The organism is Burkholderia mycopellens, from assembly GCF_964265025.1.
Lineage (GTDB): Bacteria > Pseudomonadota > Gammaproteobacteria > Burkholderiales > Burkholderiaceae > Burkholderia.
In genome coordinates, this window is the sequence record NZ_OZ183802.1 from 1359923 (window position 1) to 1378474 (window position 18552).

Annotated in this window: 17 protein-coding genes; 9 read left to right on the top strand and 8 right to left on the bottom strand. The window is 67.8% G+C overall.

All coding sequences use genetic code 11. The features are described from left to right. The 7 genes from ACPTTC_RS06370 to ACPTTC_RS06400 all read right to left on the bottom strand — a co-directional run bounded on the left by ACPTTC_RS06370 (position 1) and on the right by ACPTTC_RS06400 (position 7208). Positions 1–1200: an MFS transporter gene (locus tag ACPTTC_RS06370; RefSeq protein WP_423391884.1), complete on the bottom strand. Its 1200-nt coding sequence runs from the start codon at positions 1198–1200 to the stop codon at positions 1–3. Between the two features lie 193 nt (positions 1201–1393). After that, on the bottom strand, positions 1394–2218 hold the full coding sequence (locus tag ACPTTC_RS06375; protein ID WP_175951809.1) for a phosphodiesterase: 825 nt from the start codon (positions 2216–2218) through the stop codon (positions 1394–1396). 84 nt (positions 2219–2302) lie between these two features. After that, a complete protein-coding gene (locus ACPTTC_RS06380) occupies positions 2303–3334 on the bottom strand; it encodes an ABC transporter ATP-binding protein (RefSeq protein ID WP_175951810.1) in 1032 nt (343 codons plus the stop codon). A 13-nt stretch (positions 3335–3347) separates the two neighbouring features. After that, a complete protein-coding gene (locus tag ACPTTC_RS06385; RefSeq protein ID WP_423391885.1) occupies positions 3348–4244 on the bottom strand; it encodes an ABC transporter permease in 897 nt (298 codons plus the stop codon). Between the two features lie 10 nt (positions 4245–4254). After that, a complete protein-coding gene (locus ACPTTC_RS06390) occupies positions 4255–5079 on the bottom strand; it encodes an ABC transporter permease (protein ID WP_423391886.1) in 825 nt (274 codons plus the stop codon). Next, the gene (locus tag ACPTTC_RS06395; RefSeq protein WP_423391887.1) at positions 5080–6108 is read right to left on the bottom strand and encodes an ABC transporter substrate-binding protein; all 1029 of its coding nucleotides are present in this window, start codon (positions 6106–6108) and stop codon (positions 5080–5082) included. A 74-nt stretch (positions 6109–6182) separates the two neighbouring features. Next, positions 6183–7208 (bottom strand): substrate-binding domain-containing protein, encoded by a 1026-nt coding sequence (locus ACPTTC_RS06400; RefSeq protein ID WP_423391888.1) that lies wholly within the window; start codon positions 7206–7208, stop codon positions 6183–6185. 863 nt (positions 7209–8071) lie between these two features. On the opposite strand from ACPTTC_RS06400, the gene ACPTTC_RS06405 reads away from it, so the two are divergent. The 6 genes from ACPTTC_RS06405 (at position 8072) to ACPTTC_RS06430 (ending at position 15248) form a co-directional block, all read left to right on the top strand. Beyond that, a complete protein-coding gene (locus ACPTTC_RS06405; RefSeq protein ID WP_175967447.1) occupies positions 8072–8698 on the top strand; it encodes a flavin reductase family protein in 627 nt (208 codons plus the stop codon). A 390-nt stretch (positions 8699–9088) separates the two neighbouring features. Continuing rightward, positions 9089–10321: a 3-methyl-2-oxobutanoate dehydrogenase (2-methylpropanoyl-transferring) subunit alpha gene (locus ACPTTC_RS06410; protein ID WP_175967450.1), complete on the top strand. Its 1233-nt coding sequence runs from the start codon at positions 9089–9091 to the stop codon at positions 10319–10321. Between the two features lie 2 nt (positions 10322–10323). After that, on the top strand, positions 10324–11364 hold the full coding sequence (locus ACPTTC_RS06415; RefSeq protein ID WP_089483685.1) for an alpha-ketoacid dehydrogenase subunit beta: 1041 nt from the start codon (positions 10324–10326) through the stop codon (positions 11362–11364). Between the two features lies 1 nt (position 11365). Beyond that, complete coding sequence (locus tag ACPTTC_RS06420) at positions 11366–12703, top strand: dihydrolipoamide acetyltransferase family protein (RefSeq protein WP_423391889.1); 1338 nt, start codon at positions 11366–11368, stop codon at positions 12701–12703. A gap of 5 nt (positions 12704–12708) precedes the next feature. After that, positions 12709–14100: a dihydrolipoyl dehydrogenase gene (lpdA, locus tag ACPTTC_RS06425; RefSeq protein WP_423391890.1), complete on the top strand. Its 1392-nt coding sequence runs from the start codon at positions 12709–12711 to the stop codon at positions 14098–14100. A 518-nt stretch (positions 14101–14618) separates the two neighbouring features. Further along, on the top strand, positions 14619–15248 hold the full coding sequence (locus tag ACPTTC_RS06430) for an NAD(P)H-binding protein (protein WP_423391891.1): 630 nt from the start codon (positions 14619–14621) through the stop codon (positions 15246–15248). A gap of 25 nt (positions 15249–15273) precedes the next feature. On the opposite strand, the gene ACPTTC_RS06435 is transcribed toward ACPTTC_RS06430, so the two are convergent. Next, positions 15274–16191 (bottom strand): LysR family transcriptional regulator, encoded by a 918-nt coding sequence (locus tag ACPTTC_RS06435; protein WP_423391892.1) that lies wholly within the window; start codon positions 16189–16191, stop codon positions 15274–15276. Between the two features lie 127 nt (positions 16192–16318). On the opposite strand from ACPTTC_RS06435, the gene speB reads away from it, so the two are divergent. The 3 genes from speB (at position 16319) to ACPTTC_RS06450 (ending at position 18552) form a co-directional block, all read left to right on the top strand. Next, positions 16319–17287 (top strand): agmatinase, encoded by a 969-nt coding sequence (speB, locus tag ACPTTC_RS06440; protein WP_423391893.1) that lies wholly within the window; start codon positions 16319–16321, stop codon positions 17285–17287. Continuing rightward, positions 17280–17744: a GNAT family N-acetyltransferase gene (locus ACPTTC_RS06445; protein WP_423391894.1), complete on the top strand. Its 465-nt coding sequence runs from the start codon at positions 17280–17282 to the stop codon at positions 17742–17744. The genes speB and ACPTTC_RS06445 overlap by 8 nt, the downstream gene beginning before the upstream one ends. 130 nt (positions 17745–17874) lie before the next feature. Next, positions 17875–18552 carry an SOS response-associated peptidase family protein gene (locus ACPTTC_RS06450; RefSeq protein WP_423391895.1) on the top strand — a complete coding sequence of 226 codons (678 nt, stop codon included), beginning with the start codon at positions 17875–17877 and terminating at the stop codon, positions 18550–18552.

The following is an 18552-nucleotide window of genomic DNA, read 5'->3' on the forward strand; positions in this document are numbered from 1 at the left end:
TCAGCCGCGCCGGCCGCCGCGATGGTGGAACCAGCCCCCGAGCGCGGTGAACACCAGCCCGGTTGCGCACATGCCGATCCAGCCGAACGCGTGCCATGCGGCGACGCCGGCCGACGAGCCGAGCGCGCCGCCGATGAAATAGCACACCATGTACACAGTGTTGACGCGGCTGCGCGCGTCGGGCTTCAGCGCATAGATGCGCGACTGGTTCGAGATCTGCGCGGCCTGCACGCCGACGTCCAGCACGACGACGCCGATCACGAGCCCGACGAGGCTCGTACCCGACAGCGCGAAGATCACGAACGACAGCGCGAGCAGCGCGATCGCGAGCGAGATGATCGCGCGCGGGCCGCGCGTATCCGCGAAGCGGCCCGCGTACGGTGCCGCGAGCGCGCCTGCCGCACCGACGATCCCGAACAGGCCGGCTGCCTGCGGGCCGAGATGGAACGGCGCGCCGGCGAGCAGCAGCGTGAGCACGGGCCAGAACGCGCTGAATGCCGCGAACAGCGCGGCGCCCGTCAGCGATGCCTCGCGCAGCCCGCGCAACTCGACCGCCAGATGCCACATCGAGCCGAGCAGCTTGCCGTACGACAGCGTCGACGTCGGCGAGCTGCGCGGCAGTCGCAGCACGATCACGGCGGCGAGCGCGACGAGCGCCGCGACCGACGCGGCGAACACCGCGCGCCAGCCGAAATACTCGGCGACGAAGCCGGCGGCCGTCCGCGCGAGCAGGATGCCGAGCAGCAGGCCGCTCATCACGGTGCCGACCGCGTGCCCGCGTTCGGCCGGCGGTGCGATCTCGGCGGCGAACGGCACGGCCTGTTGCGCGATGGTCGCGAGTACGCCGATCGCGAGGCTCGCGACGGCGAGCACGGCCAGCGACGGCGCGGTGGCCGCGACGATCAGCGCGATCGACAGGCCGGCGATCTGCATCAGGATCAGCCCGCGGCGGTCGAAGCGGTCGCCGAGCGGCGCGAGCAGGAACATGCCGGCCGCATAGCCGAGCTGCGTCGCGGTCGGCACGGCGCCGATCCACGAAGCGCCGTCGGGAAACGCCGAGCGGAAGCTGTCGAGCAGCGGCTGGTTGTAGTAGATGTTCGCGACGGACACGCCCGCGATCGTCGCGAGCAGCAACAGCAGGCTGCGCGAATAGTGGGGCGAGGCGGCGTCGGTCGGACGGTCGGTGGAGGCGGTGGACATGGCTGCGCGGACGGAAGTGGGGCGGCGCGGCGCGCGGCGCACGCGTCGGGTGCGCAGGCGGGCAGGGCGCCGCTCAAGGCTGCCGATCATACCGGAGCGACGTGAATCCTGCCGGACGGGGGCCAATCGGCCAAACCAGCGTAACCGGCATAACCGGCCGGCCGCCGCCCGTCATCGTGCGTGCTTCAACCCGTCAGTCGACCAGCTCGCCCGTCGGTTCATAAAACGGATAAGGTCCGGCCCCTTCATCGACATACACGTGATGCGACGTCATCCCCGTATCGGGCGCATAGCGATGAACCGCGAACGCCGGCGGTTCGAGCCGGAAGGCGGACGGCGCATCGGTCCGCAGGTCGAAAGCGACCTGATGCGCGGGCGACGGCACCGCGGCTGCGATCGTGCCGCCGAAGCGCGTGAACATCGTGCGGTGCACATGGCCGCACAGCACGCGCTCGACGTTCGGATGGCCGCGCAGCAGCGCGTCGAGTTTGGCGGAGGCGGCGGGTGCGAGGCGCAGCTTGTCCATGTGGCCGATTCCCGCCACGAACGGCGGGTGATGCAGTGCGACGATCACGGGCCGGTCGCGCGCAGCGTCGAGCTGCGCGGCGAGCCACGCGAGCCGTGCGTCGCACAGGTCGCCGTGGCTGGCGCCGGGAACCTGTGAATCGAGCGCCAGCACGCGCACCGCGCCGACGTCGAGCGCGTACTGCACGAATTCGCCCTCCTGCAGCTCGGCGCGATCGGCGAACGCGCGGCGCAGCCCGGCGCGGTCGTCGTGATTGCCGATCATCAGGTAGTACGGAATCTCGAGCGTCGCGAGCAGCCCGCGCAGGTGGCCGTACTCTTCATCGTGGCCGAAGTCGGTCAGGTCGCCGGTGACGAGCACGGCGTCGGGGCGCGGCTCGAGCGCGTTCAGTCTTGCGATGCAGCGCGCGAGCGCGGCCGCGGTGTCGACGCGCCGGTACGCGAGCTGGCCCGGACGCTTGATGTGGAGATCGCTGATTTGAGCAAGCAGCATCGTCGTTCCTCGGAATCGTCTGATTGTTGTCGCGGCGTCGTGCGCCGCGGTGGGGAGCTGCATGAATGATGCCGGAATGATGGATTACGCGCCGAGCGCGATCAGGCCTTCCGGTGCGATTGCGAGGCCGACTGCCGTACCGCGTGCGAGCGCGATGCGGCCCGGCACGTCGATCACGAGCGCGTCGGGGGCCGCATGCTCGATCGTGAGCCGCGTGCGCTCGCCGAGGAACGCGCACGCACTGACCGCGCCGCGCAGCGGCGCATGCGCGGGATCGGCGAGTTGCGCATCCTCGGGGCGGAAGAACCACTCGTCGGCGGCGTGCGGCGTCGCGATCGCCCCGCCCGTGGTCACCAGCGCGCCGTCACGCCATTGCCCGGCGAGCCGGTTCAGTGTGCCGATGAACTGCGCGACCGTGCGGTTTGCCGGGTGGTAGTAAATGTCGCGCGGCGTGCCGATCTGCTCGATGCGGCCCGCGCCCATCACGACGATCCGGTCGCCGAGTTCCATCGCCTCGGCCTGGTCGTGCGTCACGTAGACGGTCGTCACGCCGAGTTCGCGCAGCAGCGCATTCATCTCGCGACGCAGCGTATCGCGCAGCTTCGCGTCGAGCGCGGTCAACGGCTCGTCGAGCAGCAGCACGCGCGGTCGCACCGCCAGCGCGCGGGCCAGCGCGACGCGCTGGCGCTGGCCGCCCGACAGCTGGTCGATCGGCTTGTCCGCATGGGCGTCGAGCCGCATCATCGCGAGCAGTTCGTCGACGCGTTCGCGCAGCGCGCGCGGCTCGGTCTTGCGGATCTTCAGCCCGTAGCCGACGTTGCCGCGCACCGTCAGGTTCGGAAACAGCGCGTAGTTCTGGAACACCATGCCGACCTGGCGGCGCTCGATCGGCAGCGCGGTCACGTCGTCATTGCCGAACGCGATCGTGCCGCCGGCATCCGGCGTGTCGAGGCCCGCGATCAGGCGGAGCGTCGTGGTCTTGCCGCAGCCGGACGGTCCGAGCAGCACGAGCGTCTCGCCCGCGCCGATCGACAGGTCGAGCGGTTCGAGCACGCGCGTGCCGCGGAACGTCTTCGCGCAGCGGGTCAGGGTGATGGGGGTGGAATCGAGTTTCATGTCTGCGAGAAATTCAGCGCGGGCGCTTCTTGAGCGCGCGCGTGCCGGACGGATCGACGCCGAGCCACTGCATCGCGACGAGCAGCGGCAGTGTCATCAGCAGGAACAGGATCGTGTACGCGCTGCCGACTTCGAGGCGCAGCGATGCATAGGTATCGGCGAGCCCGACGGGCAGTGTCTTGGTGTCGGGCGTATGCAGCATCCACGTGAGGTTGAATTCGCCGATCGACAGCGTGAGCACCGCGAGCGCACCCGCGACGATGCCGGGGCGCAGGTTCGGCAGCACGATCGTGACGAAACGCGTGACGAACGACGCACCGAGGCTGGCCGCGCCTTCCTCGAGCGTGCGCAGGTCTGCGCCGGCCGCGACGGCCGCGACCGCGCGCACCATGAACGGCAGCGTGAACACGACGTGGCCGACCACGATGAACCACGGGCTCATCCGGAACGCGGTGAAGCCGCCGTACACGACCAGCAGCGCGAGCGCCGACGCGAGGCCGGGGAGTGCGACCGGCAGCACGAGCGCCTCTTCGATCGCGCGCGCGACGCGGCTCTTGCTGCGCGCGAGCGCATAGCCGGCCGGCACGCCGACGACGAGCACGATCGCGAGCGTGGCGAACGCGACGTAAAGCGACAGCGCGATCGAGCCGTGATACTGCTGCCACACCTGTTCGAGCCAGCGCAGCGTGAGGCCGCTCGACAGGCCGCGGAAATAGTTGACGGTGAGACCCGCGAGCACCGACATCACGACGGGCACGATCAGGAAGGCACACAGCAGTAGCGTGACGCCCCATTGCAGCGCGGCGATCGCGCGCGCGCCGGTGACGCGCGGCGTGCGGCGCGCGACACCGTTCGCCTGCGCGGGAGCGGGGGCCGGCGACGGCGTGGAAGAGCCGGAAAGCGATGGCATGCAGGAATCCTCAGGCCGCGGCGGCGGCGGTGTGGCCGGTGAAGCGGCGCGCGAGCGCAAGCACGGCCCAGGTGACGATGCCGAGCACGATCGACAGGCCGGCCGCCGTCGCGATGTTCGCGTTCAGCGTGAACTCGGTATAGATCGTCATCGGCAGCACGTTCAGGTCGGTGGCGAGCGTGAACGCGGTGCCGAAGGCGCCCATCGCGGTCGCGAAGCAGATCGCGCCGGCCGCGATCAGGCCCGGCGCGAGCGCGGGCAGCACGATGTCGACGAAGATGCGCCACGGCGATGCGCCGAGCGAACGCGCGGCTTCCTCGAGCGACGCGTCGAGCTTGGACGCCGCCGCGATCACGGTGACGATCACGCGCGGAATCGAGAAGTACAGGTAGCCGATGAACAGCCCCGCGACCGAGTACGCGAATACCCACTTGTCGCCGGTGAGCTTTGCGGACAGCATGCCGATCAGCCCCTGCCGACCGGCCAGCATGATCACCATGAAGCCGACGACGACGCCCGGGAACGCGAGCGGGAACGTGAGCAGCGCGAGCAGCACGCGCTTGCCCGCGAATTCGCGGCGTGCGAGCAGGAGGCCCGAGATCGTCGACAGCGCGAGCGTCGCGAGCGTGACGCCCGCGGACAGCGCGACGGTCCCGCCGAGGCTCTTCATGTAGCGCGCATTGCCGAGCAGCGCCGCGTAGTGCGAGAAGAACGCGCCGTCGGCGGACACCTGCACGAGCGCCGCCATCGGCAGTAGCCAGAACGCAGCGAACACCGCGAGTGCCGGCGCGACGAGCGCGACGCGCCAGCGCAGCGGGAAAGTCAGGTCGAGCATTTACTGCATCACCTGCAGGTATTGCTGGCCGAATGCCTGCTGACCGGCCGCCATCTTGCCGAAGTCGACCGATTTGGCCCGTGCATACTCGCTTGCCGGCAGGAATTTCGATGCGATGTCGCCGCTGAGCGCTTGGGCGCGCACCGGACGCAGGTACGCATTGGCCCACAGCTTCTGGCCTTCGTCCGACAGCACGAAGTCGAGCACCTTCCTGCCGTTCGCGTCGTGCGGTGCGCCCTTCACGAGACTCATCACGTACGGCACCGCGATCGTGCCTTCCTTCGGAATCACGAACTCGACGTTCGCGTTGTCCTTGTATTTCGCGCGATACGCGTCGAAGTCATAGTCGAGCAGGATCGGAATCTCGCCCGACAGCACACGCGCATACGCGGTCTGCTTCGGCACGATCGGCGCGTTCGCCCTCAGCTTGCGGAACCAGTCGAGCGCCGGCTTGAAATTGTCGAGGCTGCCGCCGAGCGCCTGGTTGACGGCCACCGCGCCCGCGTAGCCGACGAATGCGCTGGACGGATCGAGATAGCCGACCATACCCTTGTATTCCGGCTTCAGCAGATCGGCCCACGAGCGCGGCACCGGCTTGCCGTCGAGCGCGTCCTTGTTCACGAAGAAGCCGAGCGTGCCCGAGTGGATCGCGAACCAGTAGCCTTGCGGGTCCTTCAGGTTCGCGGGGATATCGTTCCAGTGCGCGGGCTTGTACGGCGCGATCACGCCCTTGTCCTTCGCCTGGAACGCCGACGACACGCCGAGGTAGACGACGTCGGCGACCGGACTCTTCTGCTCGGCGATCAGCTGCGCGATCGACTGGCCCGAGTTCTTGTTGTCGAACGGCACGCGGATGCCGGTCTTCTGCTTGATCGCCGCGATCTGCGCGGCCCAGTCGGCCCATTCGGGCGGGCAGTTGTAGCAGATCGCCGTTTCGTCGGCGTGGGCGGCGGGTGCGCCGGCGACGAGCGCGGCGCAGGCGAGCGGCGCGGCAAGCGCGCGCAGCAGCGAGGTCAGGCGAAAGGACACGGTAGGTCTCCGGGCGAGGGTGAGGCGCTGGGGTGGCGTGGTGGTGTGCGTATGTCGTGGTGTGGTGCGCGCGTTCAGGCCTTGCGCAATTGCAGGTCGGTGGCCGGCGGGGCGACCGTCGCGCCGTCGCGCACCACGTGCGGCAGGATCAGCGACGTGCGTTCGATCGCTGCGCCGCCGATGCATTCGACGAGACGCTGCCATGCGTGGCGGCCGATGTCGCGGTTCGGCGTCGCGACGCTCGCGAGCGGCGGCGCGAGCAGTTCGCCGATCGCGATCCCGTCGAAGCCGAGCACCGACAGGTCGTCCGGGATCGAGAAGCCCGCGCGGCGCAGGCCGCGCATCACGACCATCGCGAGCAGGTCGTTGCCGCAGAAGAGGGCGGTCGGGCGCGTCGCTTGCGCGGTGAGGTGTGCGAGCACCGCGTCGGGCAGCTCGGGCGCGGTGAAGTCGACTTCGACCGGCGGCAGCGTGGCGACGCCGCTTTCCTCGAGTGCCTGCGCATAACCGAGATGGCGCTGGCGTGCACGATCCGACGCGGCGAGCGAGCCGGCCAGCATCAACACGCGGCGGTGGCCGCGTGCGGTCAGCATCCGCACGCCGTCATATGCGGCACGGCGGTTGTCGACCGATACCGACGGGCGGCGCTGCGTGTCGTTGTGCATCAGCACGTAGTGCGGGCCGTCGCGGTCGAGCATGTCGAGCAGCGGGTGCGTGTCTGCGTCCGCGACGGTGAGGATCAGCCCTTCGACGCGCTGCTCGCGCAGCGTCTCGATCGCGTGACGCTCGCGCGCCGCGTCGTATTCGGTCGTCATCAGGATCAGCTTGAAGCCGGCTGCGGTCGCGCGCTCGTCGATGCCTTGCAGGCAGTCGGCGAACACGGGGTTCGACAACGTCGGCACGACGACACCGACGAGCCGCGTGCGCTCGCCGCGCAGTTGCCGGCCGAGCGGGCTCGGGCGGAACTGCAGCGTGTCGATCGCGGTGCGGATCGTTTGCAGTGTGGCGGGGCTGACGGTATGCGGGGCGTTGATCGCGCGCGAGACGGTAGCGATCGAGAAGCCCGCGAGGGCAGCGACGTCCTTGATGGTCGAGGTCATGAAATAACGCGATGTAAACGTTTTCGGCCGGAAAATTATCGAAAACGTTTGTGACTCCGCGATGACGCAGGCGACGCTTGTTTCGCAAAAGGCGCGATACAAACGTCTGACGGATAGGGCCGCCGGACGACGCGGCTCGATTGTATCGAGGATGGTGCGGCGCGGGACGAAATCGCCGGCGGCGGCGTGGCGGCGTCGATTACAAAGGATGAATCCGTGCGGCGGCGGGACGCGACGTGAGGCGGCGCCGCAGAATAAGGGAACGCATGCGCAAGCAATGGTAGAATCCCGTCCGCCCTCTTGCCGGGGTGATGAAATTGGTAAACATAGCGGACTTAAACGATTGAGTGCCCGGTCGGAAACGGTCGGTGCAGAACCCTTCAAATTCGGCGAAACCCCTGATGCGCGCATCGAGGCAACGCCGAGCCAAGCCTCGCGGCATCCGCGAGGAAGGTGTAGAGACTAGACGGGGGGCGCCTAAGGCGCACGGGCAGCAGGCACGCCCGCGCGCGACGGTGAAGGCATAGTCCAGCGCACGAACGGCAACGCGCACGCGACGCCGGCTTTGAAAGAAGCAGTGTGACGAAAATCCGCCGCCTTAACTGGCTTGCCGGTTCGAGTCCGGTCCCCGGCACCACGATCGCGTCCAGCGCGATTCGATGACGGCACGAAAGCCCGCGAAAAGCCATGCGCTCGCGGGCTTTTTATTGCACGAGGGTATTGCCCGATGCGGGTGTCATCCAGGCGATTCATGCGCGTTCGCTTGCCGCGTCGCTGCGACGAAAGCAACGCCATGCAATACTCGGCACGCACGTCCCGCCAATTGACTTCAACGCGCGTTGTCTTGCGCGCGACCACCCGCCATGACCGACTCGAGCTATCACTTTTACGAACCGTCGCAAGGCCACGGCCTTCCGCATGATCCTCTGAACGCGATCGTGGGTCCGCGCCCGATCGGCTGGATTTCGTCCCGCGGCAACGACGGTACGGTCAACCTCGCACCGTACAGTTTCTTCAACGCATTCAACTACCATCCGCCGATCATCGGCTTTTCGAGTGTCTCCGCGAAGGACAGCCTGCGCAACGCACAGGAGACGGGGGAGTTCGTCTGGAACCTCGCGACTCGCGATCTTGCCCACCGGATGAACCAGACCTGTGCCGCAGTACCGTACGGTGTCGACGAGTTCGAACTCGGCGGCCTGACCGCGATCCCGTCGCGCCTGGTCGACGTGCCACGCGTTGCGGAAAGCGGCGTGAACTTCGAATGCAAGGTGACCGATGTCATTCGGCTGCGTGACCACCGGGGCGTCGAGACGGCGGCTTCGCTGGTATTGGGCGAGGTCGTCGCGGTGCATATCCGGAACGACTTGCTGAAGGACGGGATCTTCGACACCTTTGGCGCGGGCATCATTCTTCGTGCGGGCGGCCCGTCCGCCTATGCCCATGTCCGGCCCGACAGCCGGTTCGACATCGCCCGCCCCGGCGCGTGACGCAGCGCGTGCCGTAACGCATCCCGAATCGCGCGCGACCCGCGCGACCCGCGCGATCGTCCGCCTCGCTCGCATCCACGAAGGCCCCGCAGGAATCCGGAATTTCGCGGGGTCTTTTGCGTTGTATCGTCGGAACTCGATCCGGCGGGCCCGCTCCTTCCATTCGTCGTTCGACCCCGATCCCCGCAAGCCGGAGCCATGGGCCGACCGCGCCGCAACATGGCAAATCTGCTCATCGTGGTCGAGCGGGTTGGTCATCGACGTCCGCCGCCGCAACGCCTAAATTTCCAAGGTTGACGTGCCTATCCGCACGCCAGCTCGCGCGCAGGCCGGCAACCGGCCGCGCGTTCCTAATCAGCGTGAGACACAATCGAGCGTGGAGACGACACGATGAGCCTGTCAGAGCCATTGCGTCTGCATGTGCCGGAGCCCACCGGGCGCCCGGGCTGCAAGACGGACTTTTCCTATCTGCATCTATCGCCGGCCGGCGCGGTTCGCCGCCCGCCGATCGACGTTGCCGCGGCGGACACCGCCGATCTCGCTCGCAGCCTCGTGCGCGTGCTCGACGACAGCGGCAAGGCCGTCGGCCCGTGGGCGCCGGATCTCGACGATGCGCGGCTGATCGCCGGCCTGCGCGCGATGCTCAAGACCCGCATTTTCGACGCGCGCATGATGATCGCGCAGCGTCAGAAGAAAATCTCCTTCTACATGTTGAGCCTCGGCGAAGAGGCGATCGGCACCGCGCACACGATGGCGCTGCGCGACGGCGACATGTGCTTCCCGACCTACCGCCAGCAGAGCATCCTGATCGCGCGCGACGTACCGCTCGAGCGGATGATCTGCCAGCTGATGTCGAACGAAGGCGACCCGTTGAAAGGCCGCCAGCTCCCCGTGATGTACTCGGATCGCGACGCGGGCTTCTTCTCCATTTCCGGCAACCTCGCGACGCAGTTCATCCAGGCGGTCGGCTGGGCGATGGCGTCGGCGATCAAGGGCGATACGAAGATCGCGTCCGCGTGGATCGGCGACGGCGCGACAGCCGAATCCGACTTCCACACCGCGCTCACGTTCGCGCACGTGTACCGCGCGCCGGTCGTGCTGAACGTCGTCAACAACCAGTGGGCGATCTCGACGTTCCAGGCGATCGCGGGCGGCGAAGGCACGACGTTCGCGGGGCGCGGCGTCGGCTGCGGGATCGCGTCGCTGCGTGTCGACGGCAACGACTTCCTCGCGATCTACGCGGCGTCGAGCTGGGCCGCTGAACGCGCGCGCCGCAATCTCGGCCCGACGCTGATCGAGTGGGTGACCTACCGGGCGGGTGCGCATTCGACGTCGGACGATCCGACCAAGTACCGGCCGAGCGACGACTGGTCCCATTTCCCGCTCGGCGATCCGATCGAGCGCTTCAAGCGCCACCTGATCGTCAAGGGCATCTGGTCCGACAGCGCGCACGAAGCGTTGACGGCCGAGCTCGAGGCCGAGGTGATCGCCGCGCAGAAGGAAGCGGAGAAATACGGGACGCTGGCCGATGACAGGATTGCGTCGCCGGCTTCGATGTTCGACGACGTGTACAAGGAGCTGCCCGCGCACCTGCGCCGTCAGCGCCAGGAACTGGGAGCGTGATCATGGCGCAACAAGAGACAGGCACGGCAACGCAGCCGATGACGATGATCCAGGCGCTGCGCTCCGCGATGGACGTGATGCTCGGGCGCGACAGCGACGTGGTCGTGTTCGGGCAGGACGTGGGCTATTTCGGCGGCGTGTTCCGCTGTACCGAAGGATTGCAGAACAAATACGGCAAGTCGCGCGTGTTCGATGCGCCGATCTCCGAAAGCGGGATCGTCGGCGCGGCGGTGGGGATGGGCGCCTACGGGCTGCGCCCGGTGTGCGAGATCCAGTTCGCCGATTATTTCTACCCGGCGTCCGACCAGATCGTGTCGGAAGGCGCGCGGCTGCGCTATCGCTCGGCCGGCCAGTTCATCGCGCCGATGACGATCCGCATGCCCTGCGGCGGCGGCATCTACGGCGGCCAGACGCACAGCCAGAGCCCGGAGGCGATGTTCACGCAGGTGTGCGGGCTGCGCACGGTGATGCCGTCGAACCCGTATGACGCGAAGGGGCTCCTGATCGCATCGATCGAGAACGACGATCCGGTGATCTTCCTCGAGCCGAAACGGCTGTACAACGGGCCGTTCGACGGCCATCACGATCGGCCGGTGACGTCGTGGCTCAAGCATCCGGCAAGCGCGGTGCCCGAGGGCTACTACACGGTGCCGCTCGATACGGCCGCCGTGGTGCGACCCGGCAACGACGTGACGGTGCTGACCTACGGCACGACGGTGCACGTGTCGCTCGCCGCGGCCGAGGAGACGGGCATCGACGCGGAGGTGATCGACCTGCGCACGCTGTGGCCGCTCGACCTCGACACGATCGTCGCGTCGGTGCGCAAGACCGGGCGCTGCGTCGTGGTGCACGAGGCGACGCGCACCTGCGGTTTCGGCGCGGAACTGGTGTCGCTGGTCCAGGAACATTGCTTCTACCACCTCGAGGCGCCGGTCGAGCGCACGACGGGCTGGGATACGCCGTATCCGCATGCGCAGGAGTGGGCGTACTTTCCGGGCCCGGCCCGGGTCGGTGAAGCGTTGCGACGCGTGATGGAGGCGTGAGATGGGGATTCATGTCATCAAGATGCCGGATATCGGCGAAGGGATTGCCGAGGTCGAACTGGTGGCCTGGCACGTGGAAGTCGGGCAGACGATCAAGGAAGACCAGCCGCTCGCCGATGTGATGACCGACAAGGCGGCGGTCGAGATTCCGTCGCCCGTGACGGGCAAGGTGATCGAGCTCGGCGGCCGGATCGGCGAGATGATGGCGGTCGGCAGCGAGCTGATCCGCCTCGAGATCGAAGGTGACGGCAACCTGAAGGCCGGCGCACCGGTGCGGGAATCAAAGGTAGAAACCGCACCGGTCGCGGCGGCGCCGTCGAAGGCCGTGGCCGAGGCGCCGGCGGAATCGTCGGCAAAGCCGGCTGCGAAGCACGCACCGGCGGAGCCGCGTCGTGCGAAGCATGCCGAGCACACGGCGCACGTGGAACCGCCGCGCGCGGCGCTCGCGCCGGGTGAACGGCCGCTCGCGTCGCCGGCCGTGCGCCAGCGCGCATGGGACATGGGCATCGAGCTGCGCTATGTGCGCGGCACCGGTGAGGCAGGGCGGATCCTGCATGCGGATCTCGATGCGTATGCGCGCACCGGCAGCGGTGCGGCGCGCGGGTCACGCGCAGCGCAGGCGCATGGCTACGACGAACGCAACGATGAGACGGAAGTCCCGGTGATCGGCTTGCGGCGTGCGATCGCGCGCAAGATGCAGGAAGCGAAGCGCCGCATTCCGCACTTCAGCTACGTCGAGGAGATCGACGTCACCGAGCTCGAATCGCTGCGTACGGATCTGAACCGCCGCTACGGCGACACGCGCGGCAAGCTCACGCCGCTGCCGCTGCTGATCCGCGCGATGGTGATCGCGTTGCGCGACTTCCCGCAGATCAACGCGCGTTTCGACGACGAAGCGGGTGTCGTCACGCGCTACGGTGCGGTGCACATGGGTGTTGCGACGCAGACGGACGGTGGCCTCACGGTGCCCGTGCTGCGTCATGCCGAAGCGCGTGACGTGTGGTCGATTTCCGCCGAAATCGCGCGGCTCGCCGAAGCAGTGCGTGCGAACCGCGCGCACCGCGACGAGCTGAGCGGCTCGACGATCACGATCTCGAGCCTCGGCGCGCTCGGCGGCATCGTGTCGACGCCGGTCATCAATCATCCTGAAGTCGGCATCGTCGGCGTGAACCGCATTGTCGAGCGGCCGATGATCCGCGATGGTGCGATCGTCGCACGCAAGATGATGAACCTGTCGTCGTCGTTCGACCATCGCGTCGTCGATGGCGCGGACGCGGCCGAATTCATCCAGGCCGTGCGCGCGGTGCTCGAGCGCCCGGCACTGCTGTTCGTGGAGTGAGCGCGATGAAGAATGAACACACCACGCTGCTCGTGATCGGCGGCGGACCGGGCGGCTACGTCGCCGCGATTCGCGCCGGCCAGCTCGGCATTCCGACCGTGCTCGTCGAGCGCGACCGGCTCGGCGGCACGTGCCTGAACATCGGCTGCATTCCCTCGAAGGCGCTGATCCACGTGGCCGACGCATTCGAACAGGCCCGCGGCCACGCGGGCGAGGGCGCGCTCGGGATTCGCGTGCGCACGCCCGAGATCGACATCGCGAAAAGCGTCGCGTGGAAGGACGGTATCGTCGACCGGCTGACGCGCGGCGTCGGTGCGCTGCTCAAGAAGAACGGCGTGCGCGTGCTGCACGGCGATGCGCACGTGGTCGACGGCAAGACCGTCGACGTCGCCGCCGCTGGCCACACGACGCGAATCAGCTGCGAGCACTTGTTGCTTGCGACCGGCTCCGAACCGGTCGCGCTGCCGTCGATGCCGTTCGGCGGCCATGTCGTGTCGTCCACCGAGGCGCTGTCGCCCGAGACGTTGCCGAAGCGGCTGGTCGTCGTCGGCGCCGGTTACATCGGGCTCGAACTCGGGATCGTCTACCGCAAGCTCGGCGTCGACGTCAGCGTCGTCGAAGCGGCGGAGCGCGTGTTGCCTGCATACGATGCCGAACTCGCGCGGCCGGTCGCCGATTCGCTCGCGCGGCTGGGTGTGCGGCTGCTGCTCGGCCACACGGTGCTCGGACTCGCGGAACACGGCGCGGTGCGCGTGCAGGCCGCCGATGGCGCGGAGCAGACGCTGCAGGCCGATCGCGTGCTGGTCGCGGTCGGCCGCCGGCCGCGGGTCGACGGCTTCGGGCTCGAGTCGCTGCCGCTCGATCGCAACGGCCGCGCGCTGTGGATCGACGACGAATGCCGAACCTCGATGCGCAACGTCTGGGCGATCGGCGACGTGGCCGGCGAGCCGATGCTCGCGCATCGCGCGATGGCGCAGGGCGAGCTGGTGGCCGAGCTGATCGCCGGCAAGCGCCGCAAGTTCATGCCCGCGTCGATCCCGGCCGTGTGCTTCACCGATCCGGAGATCGTCACGGCGGGCTGGTCGCCGGACGACGCGCGTGCGGCCGATGTCGATTGCGTGAGCGCGTCGTTCCCGTTCGCGGCAAACGGCCGTGCGATGACGCTGCAGGCGACCGACGGCTTCGTGCGCGTCGTCGCGCGGCGCGACAACCACCTGATCGTCGGCTGGCAGGCAGTCGGGCGCGGCGTGTCGGAACTGGCCGCGGCGTTCTCGCAGTCGCTGGAGATGGGCGCGCGGCTGGAGGACATCGGCGGCACGATCCACGCGCATCCGACGCTCGGCGAAGCGCTTCAGGAAGCCGCGCTGCGTGCGCTCGGGCATGCGTTGCACGTCTGACGCGTCCCACGCACGGCATCGCAGACGTAACAAAGCCCGTGAGCAACCAGGTGCTCACGGGCTTTTTCGTTGCTGTGGCGGGGCGGGCCTGGACCCCGTCATGCGCCGGCCCGCATCGCATCACCACGAATGCCCGATGCCGCCGTTGACCATCAGACGAATCAGATGAATCTTACGGAGTGGAATATATGCGTAATGCAAAGCAGCGAAAAATGAATGCGCTTTCTTTCGTTGGTTGATATTGAGATATCGTATGAATATCCAGGAAACTTTTGTTTCTAGAGATTAGATGCGATCAAGGATGCTAAATCAATTGTGAAAATGCGACGAATCGAGGCGTGGATGAACTGCGGCCGATGGCGTGCCGCATCAATTTAGCGATCCGGATTGAGCGCGGTCTGTAATTTTTCGAGATGTTGGAAGGTTGTCGGCGCCGGGGCGGCCGACGATCATGTGGGAAGCTGGAAACCGGGCCGTTCCCGGCCCGCCAACGCAGGCTCCACACGGAAGAACCGGACATGAAACTGCTGCTCGTCGGCGCGACCGGACTCGTCGGGCGTCACGTCCTCGAAGTCGCGCTCGCCGATGCGCGGGTCGATCAGGTGATCGTCCTCGCGCGCCGCCCGTTGTCGCCGCATCCGAAGATGCGCGCGCTCGAAGTCGATTTCGACCATCTGCCCGACGCAGCCGACTGGTGGCATGCCGATGCCGTGATCTGCACGCTCGGCACCACGATGCGGGCCGCCGGCTCCCAGGCGGCATTCCGGCGCGTCGACCACGACTATCCGATCGCGGTCGCGCGGCTCGCACACCGCTACGGCACACCGGCTTACGTACTGAATTCCGCACTCGGCGCAAATGCGGCGTCGCGCATCTTCTACAACCGCGTGAAGGGCGAGGTCGAGCAGGCGCTCGCCGGCGTCGGGTTCGCGTCGCTCACTTATGTGCGGCCCGGCCTGATCGGCGGCAGCCGCGACGAATTCAGGTTCGGCGAGCGGTTGCTGGTGTCCGTGTTGAACCTGGCCCGCCCCGTGTTGCCGGCGAAGTGGCGCGTGAATCCCGCGTCGCGGATCGCCCGCGCGATGCTCGATGCGGCAATCGACGCGCGGCCGGGCGTGCAGGTCATCGCGTCGGACCAGCTCGTCTGATGCAGAACGGGCGGGCGCGCGCCGGTCACCGACCCGCGAAGCCGTCGAGCCCGCCGAACTGTTCGGCGAGCGCCGCCGTGAACGCTTCCAGCGCTTCGCTGCCGTCACAGTTCCGCGGTGTCGCGAGCTGGAATTCGACCGTATGGCTCAGCTTGCTCGCGAGCAGCCGGCGCATCTTGCCCGCGGCAACCCACGGCGCCGCGACGTGGTCGGGCAGGAAGCCGACATGCGCGCCGGAGAGAATGAAGATCACGTCGGCGTCGACGTTTTCGGAGAACGCGGTCGGCTGCGCGTTGCGCAGCACCGCACCCGACGTATTCGTCTTGTAGAGCCGCGCGACGTTGCTCGCGTTCGCGATGTCGTTGACCGACACGGTCTTTTTCGCAAACAGCGGATGCCGGGCGCCGCAGTGAAGCGACTGGTGCTCGACGAACAGCGGCGCGTAGTGCAGGCCGGCCTGGTGGCCGGAAAAGTAGCCGATCGCGAGCTGCAGTTCGCCCTTCAGCAGCCGGCGCTCCAGTTCGTCGGGCGGCACCGCGATCATCTCGATCAGCACGTCCGGCGCGCGTTCGCGGAAGCCGCCGACGGCCGCCGCGATCGATTCGACGACGTCCGGTGCGAGCCGCTCGGACAGCCCGATGCGCAGCTCGCCGAGCAACGTGCCCGACACGTGCTGCGTATCGCGTGTGAACACGTCCATCGCATGCAGGAGCCGCCGCGTCGACTGCAGCACGCGTTCGCCCTTCGGTGTCAGCCGGAAGCCGCTCTTGCCGCGATCGCACAGTCGGAACCCGAGACGCGTCTCGAGCTTGGCCATCTGCGTGCTGATCGTCGAAGGCGCCATCCCGAGCGAGCCCTGCGCGGCGCTGAAGCCGCCACTTTCGACGATCGTCAGAAAGAGCCGCAGCAACTGCAAATCCATGTCTCTCAATCGGGTCAGCATGGCGATACATCGCGTTTCGTGAAGTCGGCTTATGTTAGTTCATATTTTTCGTCGGAAGCCGTGACGGCAGAATCGGGCACGAGGTCGCCCGCCGCGCGGCCGTTCCCCTACGGACAGGAATCCGACGATGAGCCAGAACGATTTCGCATTCACGCGCGACAGCCTCTACGGCACGCAGGCCGAACCGACCTTCGCGGGCGCGACGAGTTTCATGCGCCGTCGTTTCAGCCGCGACCTCGACGGCGTCGACCTGGCGATCACCGGCGTGCCGTTCGATTCCGCCGCATCGCACCGGCCCGGCACGCGCTTCGGCCCGCGCGGGTTGCGGATCGCATCGACGGGCATCGCGTGGGAGCGCCCGTGGCCGTGGTCGTTCGATCCGTTCGACGTGCTGGCCGCGGTCGACTACGGCGATTGCGCATTCGATCTCGGGCAGCCCGAATCGGTGCCGGGCGCGATCGAGCGGCATGCCGACGCGATCCTCGCGCGGGGCTGCGCGATGCTGACGCTCGGCGGCGATCACTTCATCACGTATCCGCTGCTGAAGGCGCATGCGAAGGTGCACGGGCCGCTGTCGCTCGTGCATTTCGATGCGCATACCGACACGTGGCCCGACGGCGACGTCAAGCGCATCGATCACGGCACGATGTTCTATCACGCGGCGCGGGAGGGGTGGGTCGTGCCCGACCGGTCGGCGCAGATCGGCATCCGGACGACCAATGACGAACCGATGGGCTTCGACATCGTGGATGCGCGCCATGTGCATGCATCGACGCCCGCGGCGATCGCCGCGCGCGTTCGCGAGCGGGTCGGCGACCATCCCGTGTATCTGACCTTCGACATCGACTGCCTCGATCCGGCGTTCGCGCCGGGCACGGGTACGCCGGTCTCGGGCGGGCTGTCGAGCCATCAGGCGTTCGAGATCCTGCGTCACCTCGAAGGCATCAACCTGGTCGGCATGGATGTGGTCGAAGTGTCGCCGCCGTATGATCATGCGGAAATCACGTCGCTGGCCGGCGCGACGATTGCGCTGGAGCTGATCTGCCTGCATGCGTCGCGCCGGCGGCGGACCATGGAAAAAACGAACGATGACTGAGCTCACCTGGCGCAAGGCCGTTCCCGACGATGCGGCTGCGTGCATCGCACTGCGCGGCAGGACGCGCGAGAACGCCTTCACCGAAGCGCAGTTGCGCGGCCTCGGCGTCACCGTCGAAAGCTGGGGCGACGGGATCCGCCGTGGCCTGTTCTCGGGCCACGTCTGCTGCGCGAACGGGCGCATGGCCGGCTACTGCTTCGGCGACACCGAGTTGGGCGAGATCGTCGTGCTCGCGATCCTGCCCCAGTACGAGGGGGCGGGGATCGGCAAGCGGCTGCTGCGGCAGGTGATCGACGAATTCGCGGCGAACGGCTTCACGTCGCTGTTTCTGGGGTGCTCGACCGATCCCGCGTCGCGCTCGCATGGCTTCTACCGGCATCTGGGCTGGACGCCGACCGGGACGCTCGACGACGCTGGCGACGAAATCCTGACGCTGCGGATCGGGCCGCTCGCGTGACGGCACGGGGCGGGCAACGCGCGGCGCATCATCGCTTCGTAAAACTGTTTCGTCATACCAAACAATGGCGTGACCACGGCACCCACGCTGACCTACGATGGAAACATGGCTTCCCATCGTCCGCCGAGCCGTGTGCACTCACTACCGCGCCCCTGACGAAGACCCGGGCATCAGCGAACTGAAGATCGGCATCGGCGATCTGTATCGCCGCGACCCGTGGGCACCCGACGTGTATCCCGATTACGCGGCGCCGGTCGCGCGCGCCAATGGCGATGGCCTGGAAGTCGTCGCGGCCGTGTTCGGCTTCTGGCCGAAATTCATGCAGCCGGAGCGAGTCGACGAGAACGGCCGTCGAAGGAAGAAACTCGACACGATGAACGCGCGCGCGGAAACGGTCGGCTCGTCGCGGCTCTACGGCCATGCGTGGCGCAACGGACAGCGCTGCCTGATTCCGGTGCGCTGGATCGTCGAACCCTGCTACGAAACCGGTCACAACGTGTGGCAGCGGATCGGCGTCGACGGCTGGCAACCATGCTGCGTCGCCGGCATCTGGCGGCGCTACGAAGGCGACGACGGCCGTGAACGCGTAGGCATGGCGATGCTCACGGTCAACGCCGACTCGCACCCGCTGTTCGCGCGGATGCATCGGCCGGGCGAAGAGAAGCGGGGCGTCGTGATGCTGCGTCGCGACGACTACGACGAATGGCTGCATGTGCGTGACATCGAGGCCGCCCGACGCATGCTGAACCTGCTTCCCGCCGCCGACATGACGGCCGAGCCCGATCAGGCGTCGCCCGCACGCACCTGA

What these genes read in the sequence shown, in the direction of transcription:
- ACPTTC_RS06370 (WP_423391884.1), bottom strand. Translation starts at nt 1,200, where the DNA reads ATGTCCACCGCCTCCACCGACCGTCCGACCGACGCCGCCTCGCCCCAC.
- ACPTTC_RS06375 (WP_175951809.1), bottom strand. Translation starts at nt 2,218, where the DNA reads ATGCTGCTTGCTCAAATCAGCGATCTCCACATCAAGCGTCCGGGCCAG.
- ACPTTC_RS06380 (WP_175951810.1), bottom strand. Translation starts at nt 3,334, where the DNA reads ATGAAACTCGATTCCACCCCCATCACCCTGACCCGCTGCGCGAAGACG.
- ACPTTC_RS06385 (WP_423391885.1), bottom strand. Translation starts at nt 4,244, where the DNA reads ATGCCATCGCTTTCCGGCTCTTCCACGCCGTCGCCGGCCCCCGCTCCC.
- ACPTTC_RS06390 (WP_423391886.1), bottom strand. Translation starts at nt 5,079, where the DNA reads ATGCTCGACCTGACTTTCCCGCTGCGCTGGCGCGTCGCGCTCGTCGCG.
- ACPTTC_RS06400 (WP_423391888.1), bottom strand. Translation starts at nt 7,208, where the DNA reads ATGACCTCGACCATCAAGGACGTCGCTGCCCTCGCGGGCTTCTCGATC.
- ACPTTC_RS06405 (WP_175967447.1), top strand. Translation starts at nt 8,072, where the DNA reads ATGACCGACTCGAGCTATCACTTTTACGAACCGTCGCAAGGCCACGGC.
- ACPTTC_RS06410 (WP_175967450.1), top strand. Translation starts at nt 9,089, where the DNA reads ATGAGCCTGTCAGAGCCATTGCGTCTGCATGTGCCGGAGCCCACCGGG.
- ACPTTC_RS06415 (WP_089483685.1), top strand. Translation starts at nt 10,324, where the DNA reads ATGGCGCAACAAGAGACAGGCACGGCAACGCAGCCGATGACGATGATC.
- ACPTTC_RS06420 (WP_423391889.1), top strand. Translation starts at nt 11,366, where the DNA reads ATGGGGATTCATGTCATCAAGATGCCGGATATCGGCGAAGGGATTGCC.
- lpdA (WP_423391890.1), top strand. Translation starts at nt 12,709, where the DNA reads ATGAAGAATGAACACACCACGCTGCTCGTGATCGGCGGCGGACCGGGC.
- ACPTTC_RS06430 (WP_423391891.1), top strand. Translation starts at nt 14,619, where the DNA reads ATGAAACTGCTGCTCGTCGGCGCGACCGGACTCGTCGGGCGTCACGTC.
- ACPTTC_RS06435 (WP_423391892.1), bottom strand. Translation starts at nt 16,191, where the DNA reads ATGCTGACCCGATTGAGAGACATGGATTTGCAGTTGCTGCGGCTCTTT.
- speB (WP_423391893.1), top strand. Translation starts at nt 16,319, where the DNA reads ATGAGCCAGAACGATTTCGCATTCACGCGCGACAGCCTCTACGGCACG.
- ACPTTC_RS06445 (WP_423391894.1), top strand. Translation starts at nt 17,280, where the DNA reads ATGACTGAGCTCACCTGGCGCAAGGCCGTTCCCGACGATGCGGCTGCG.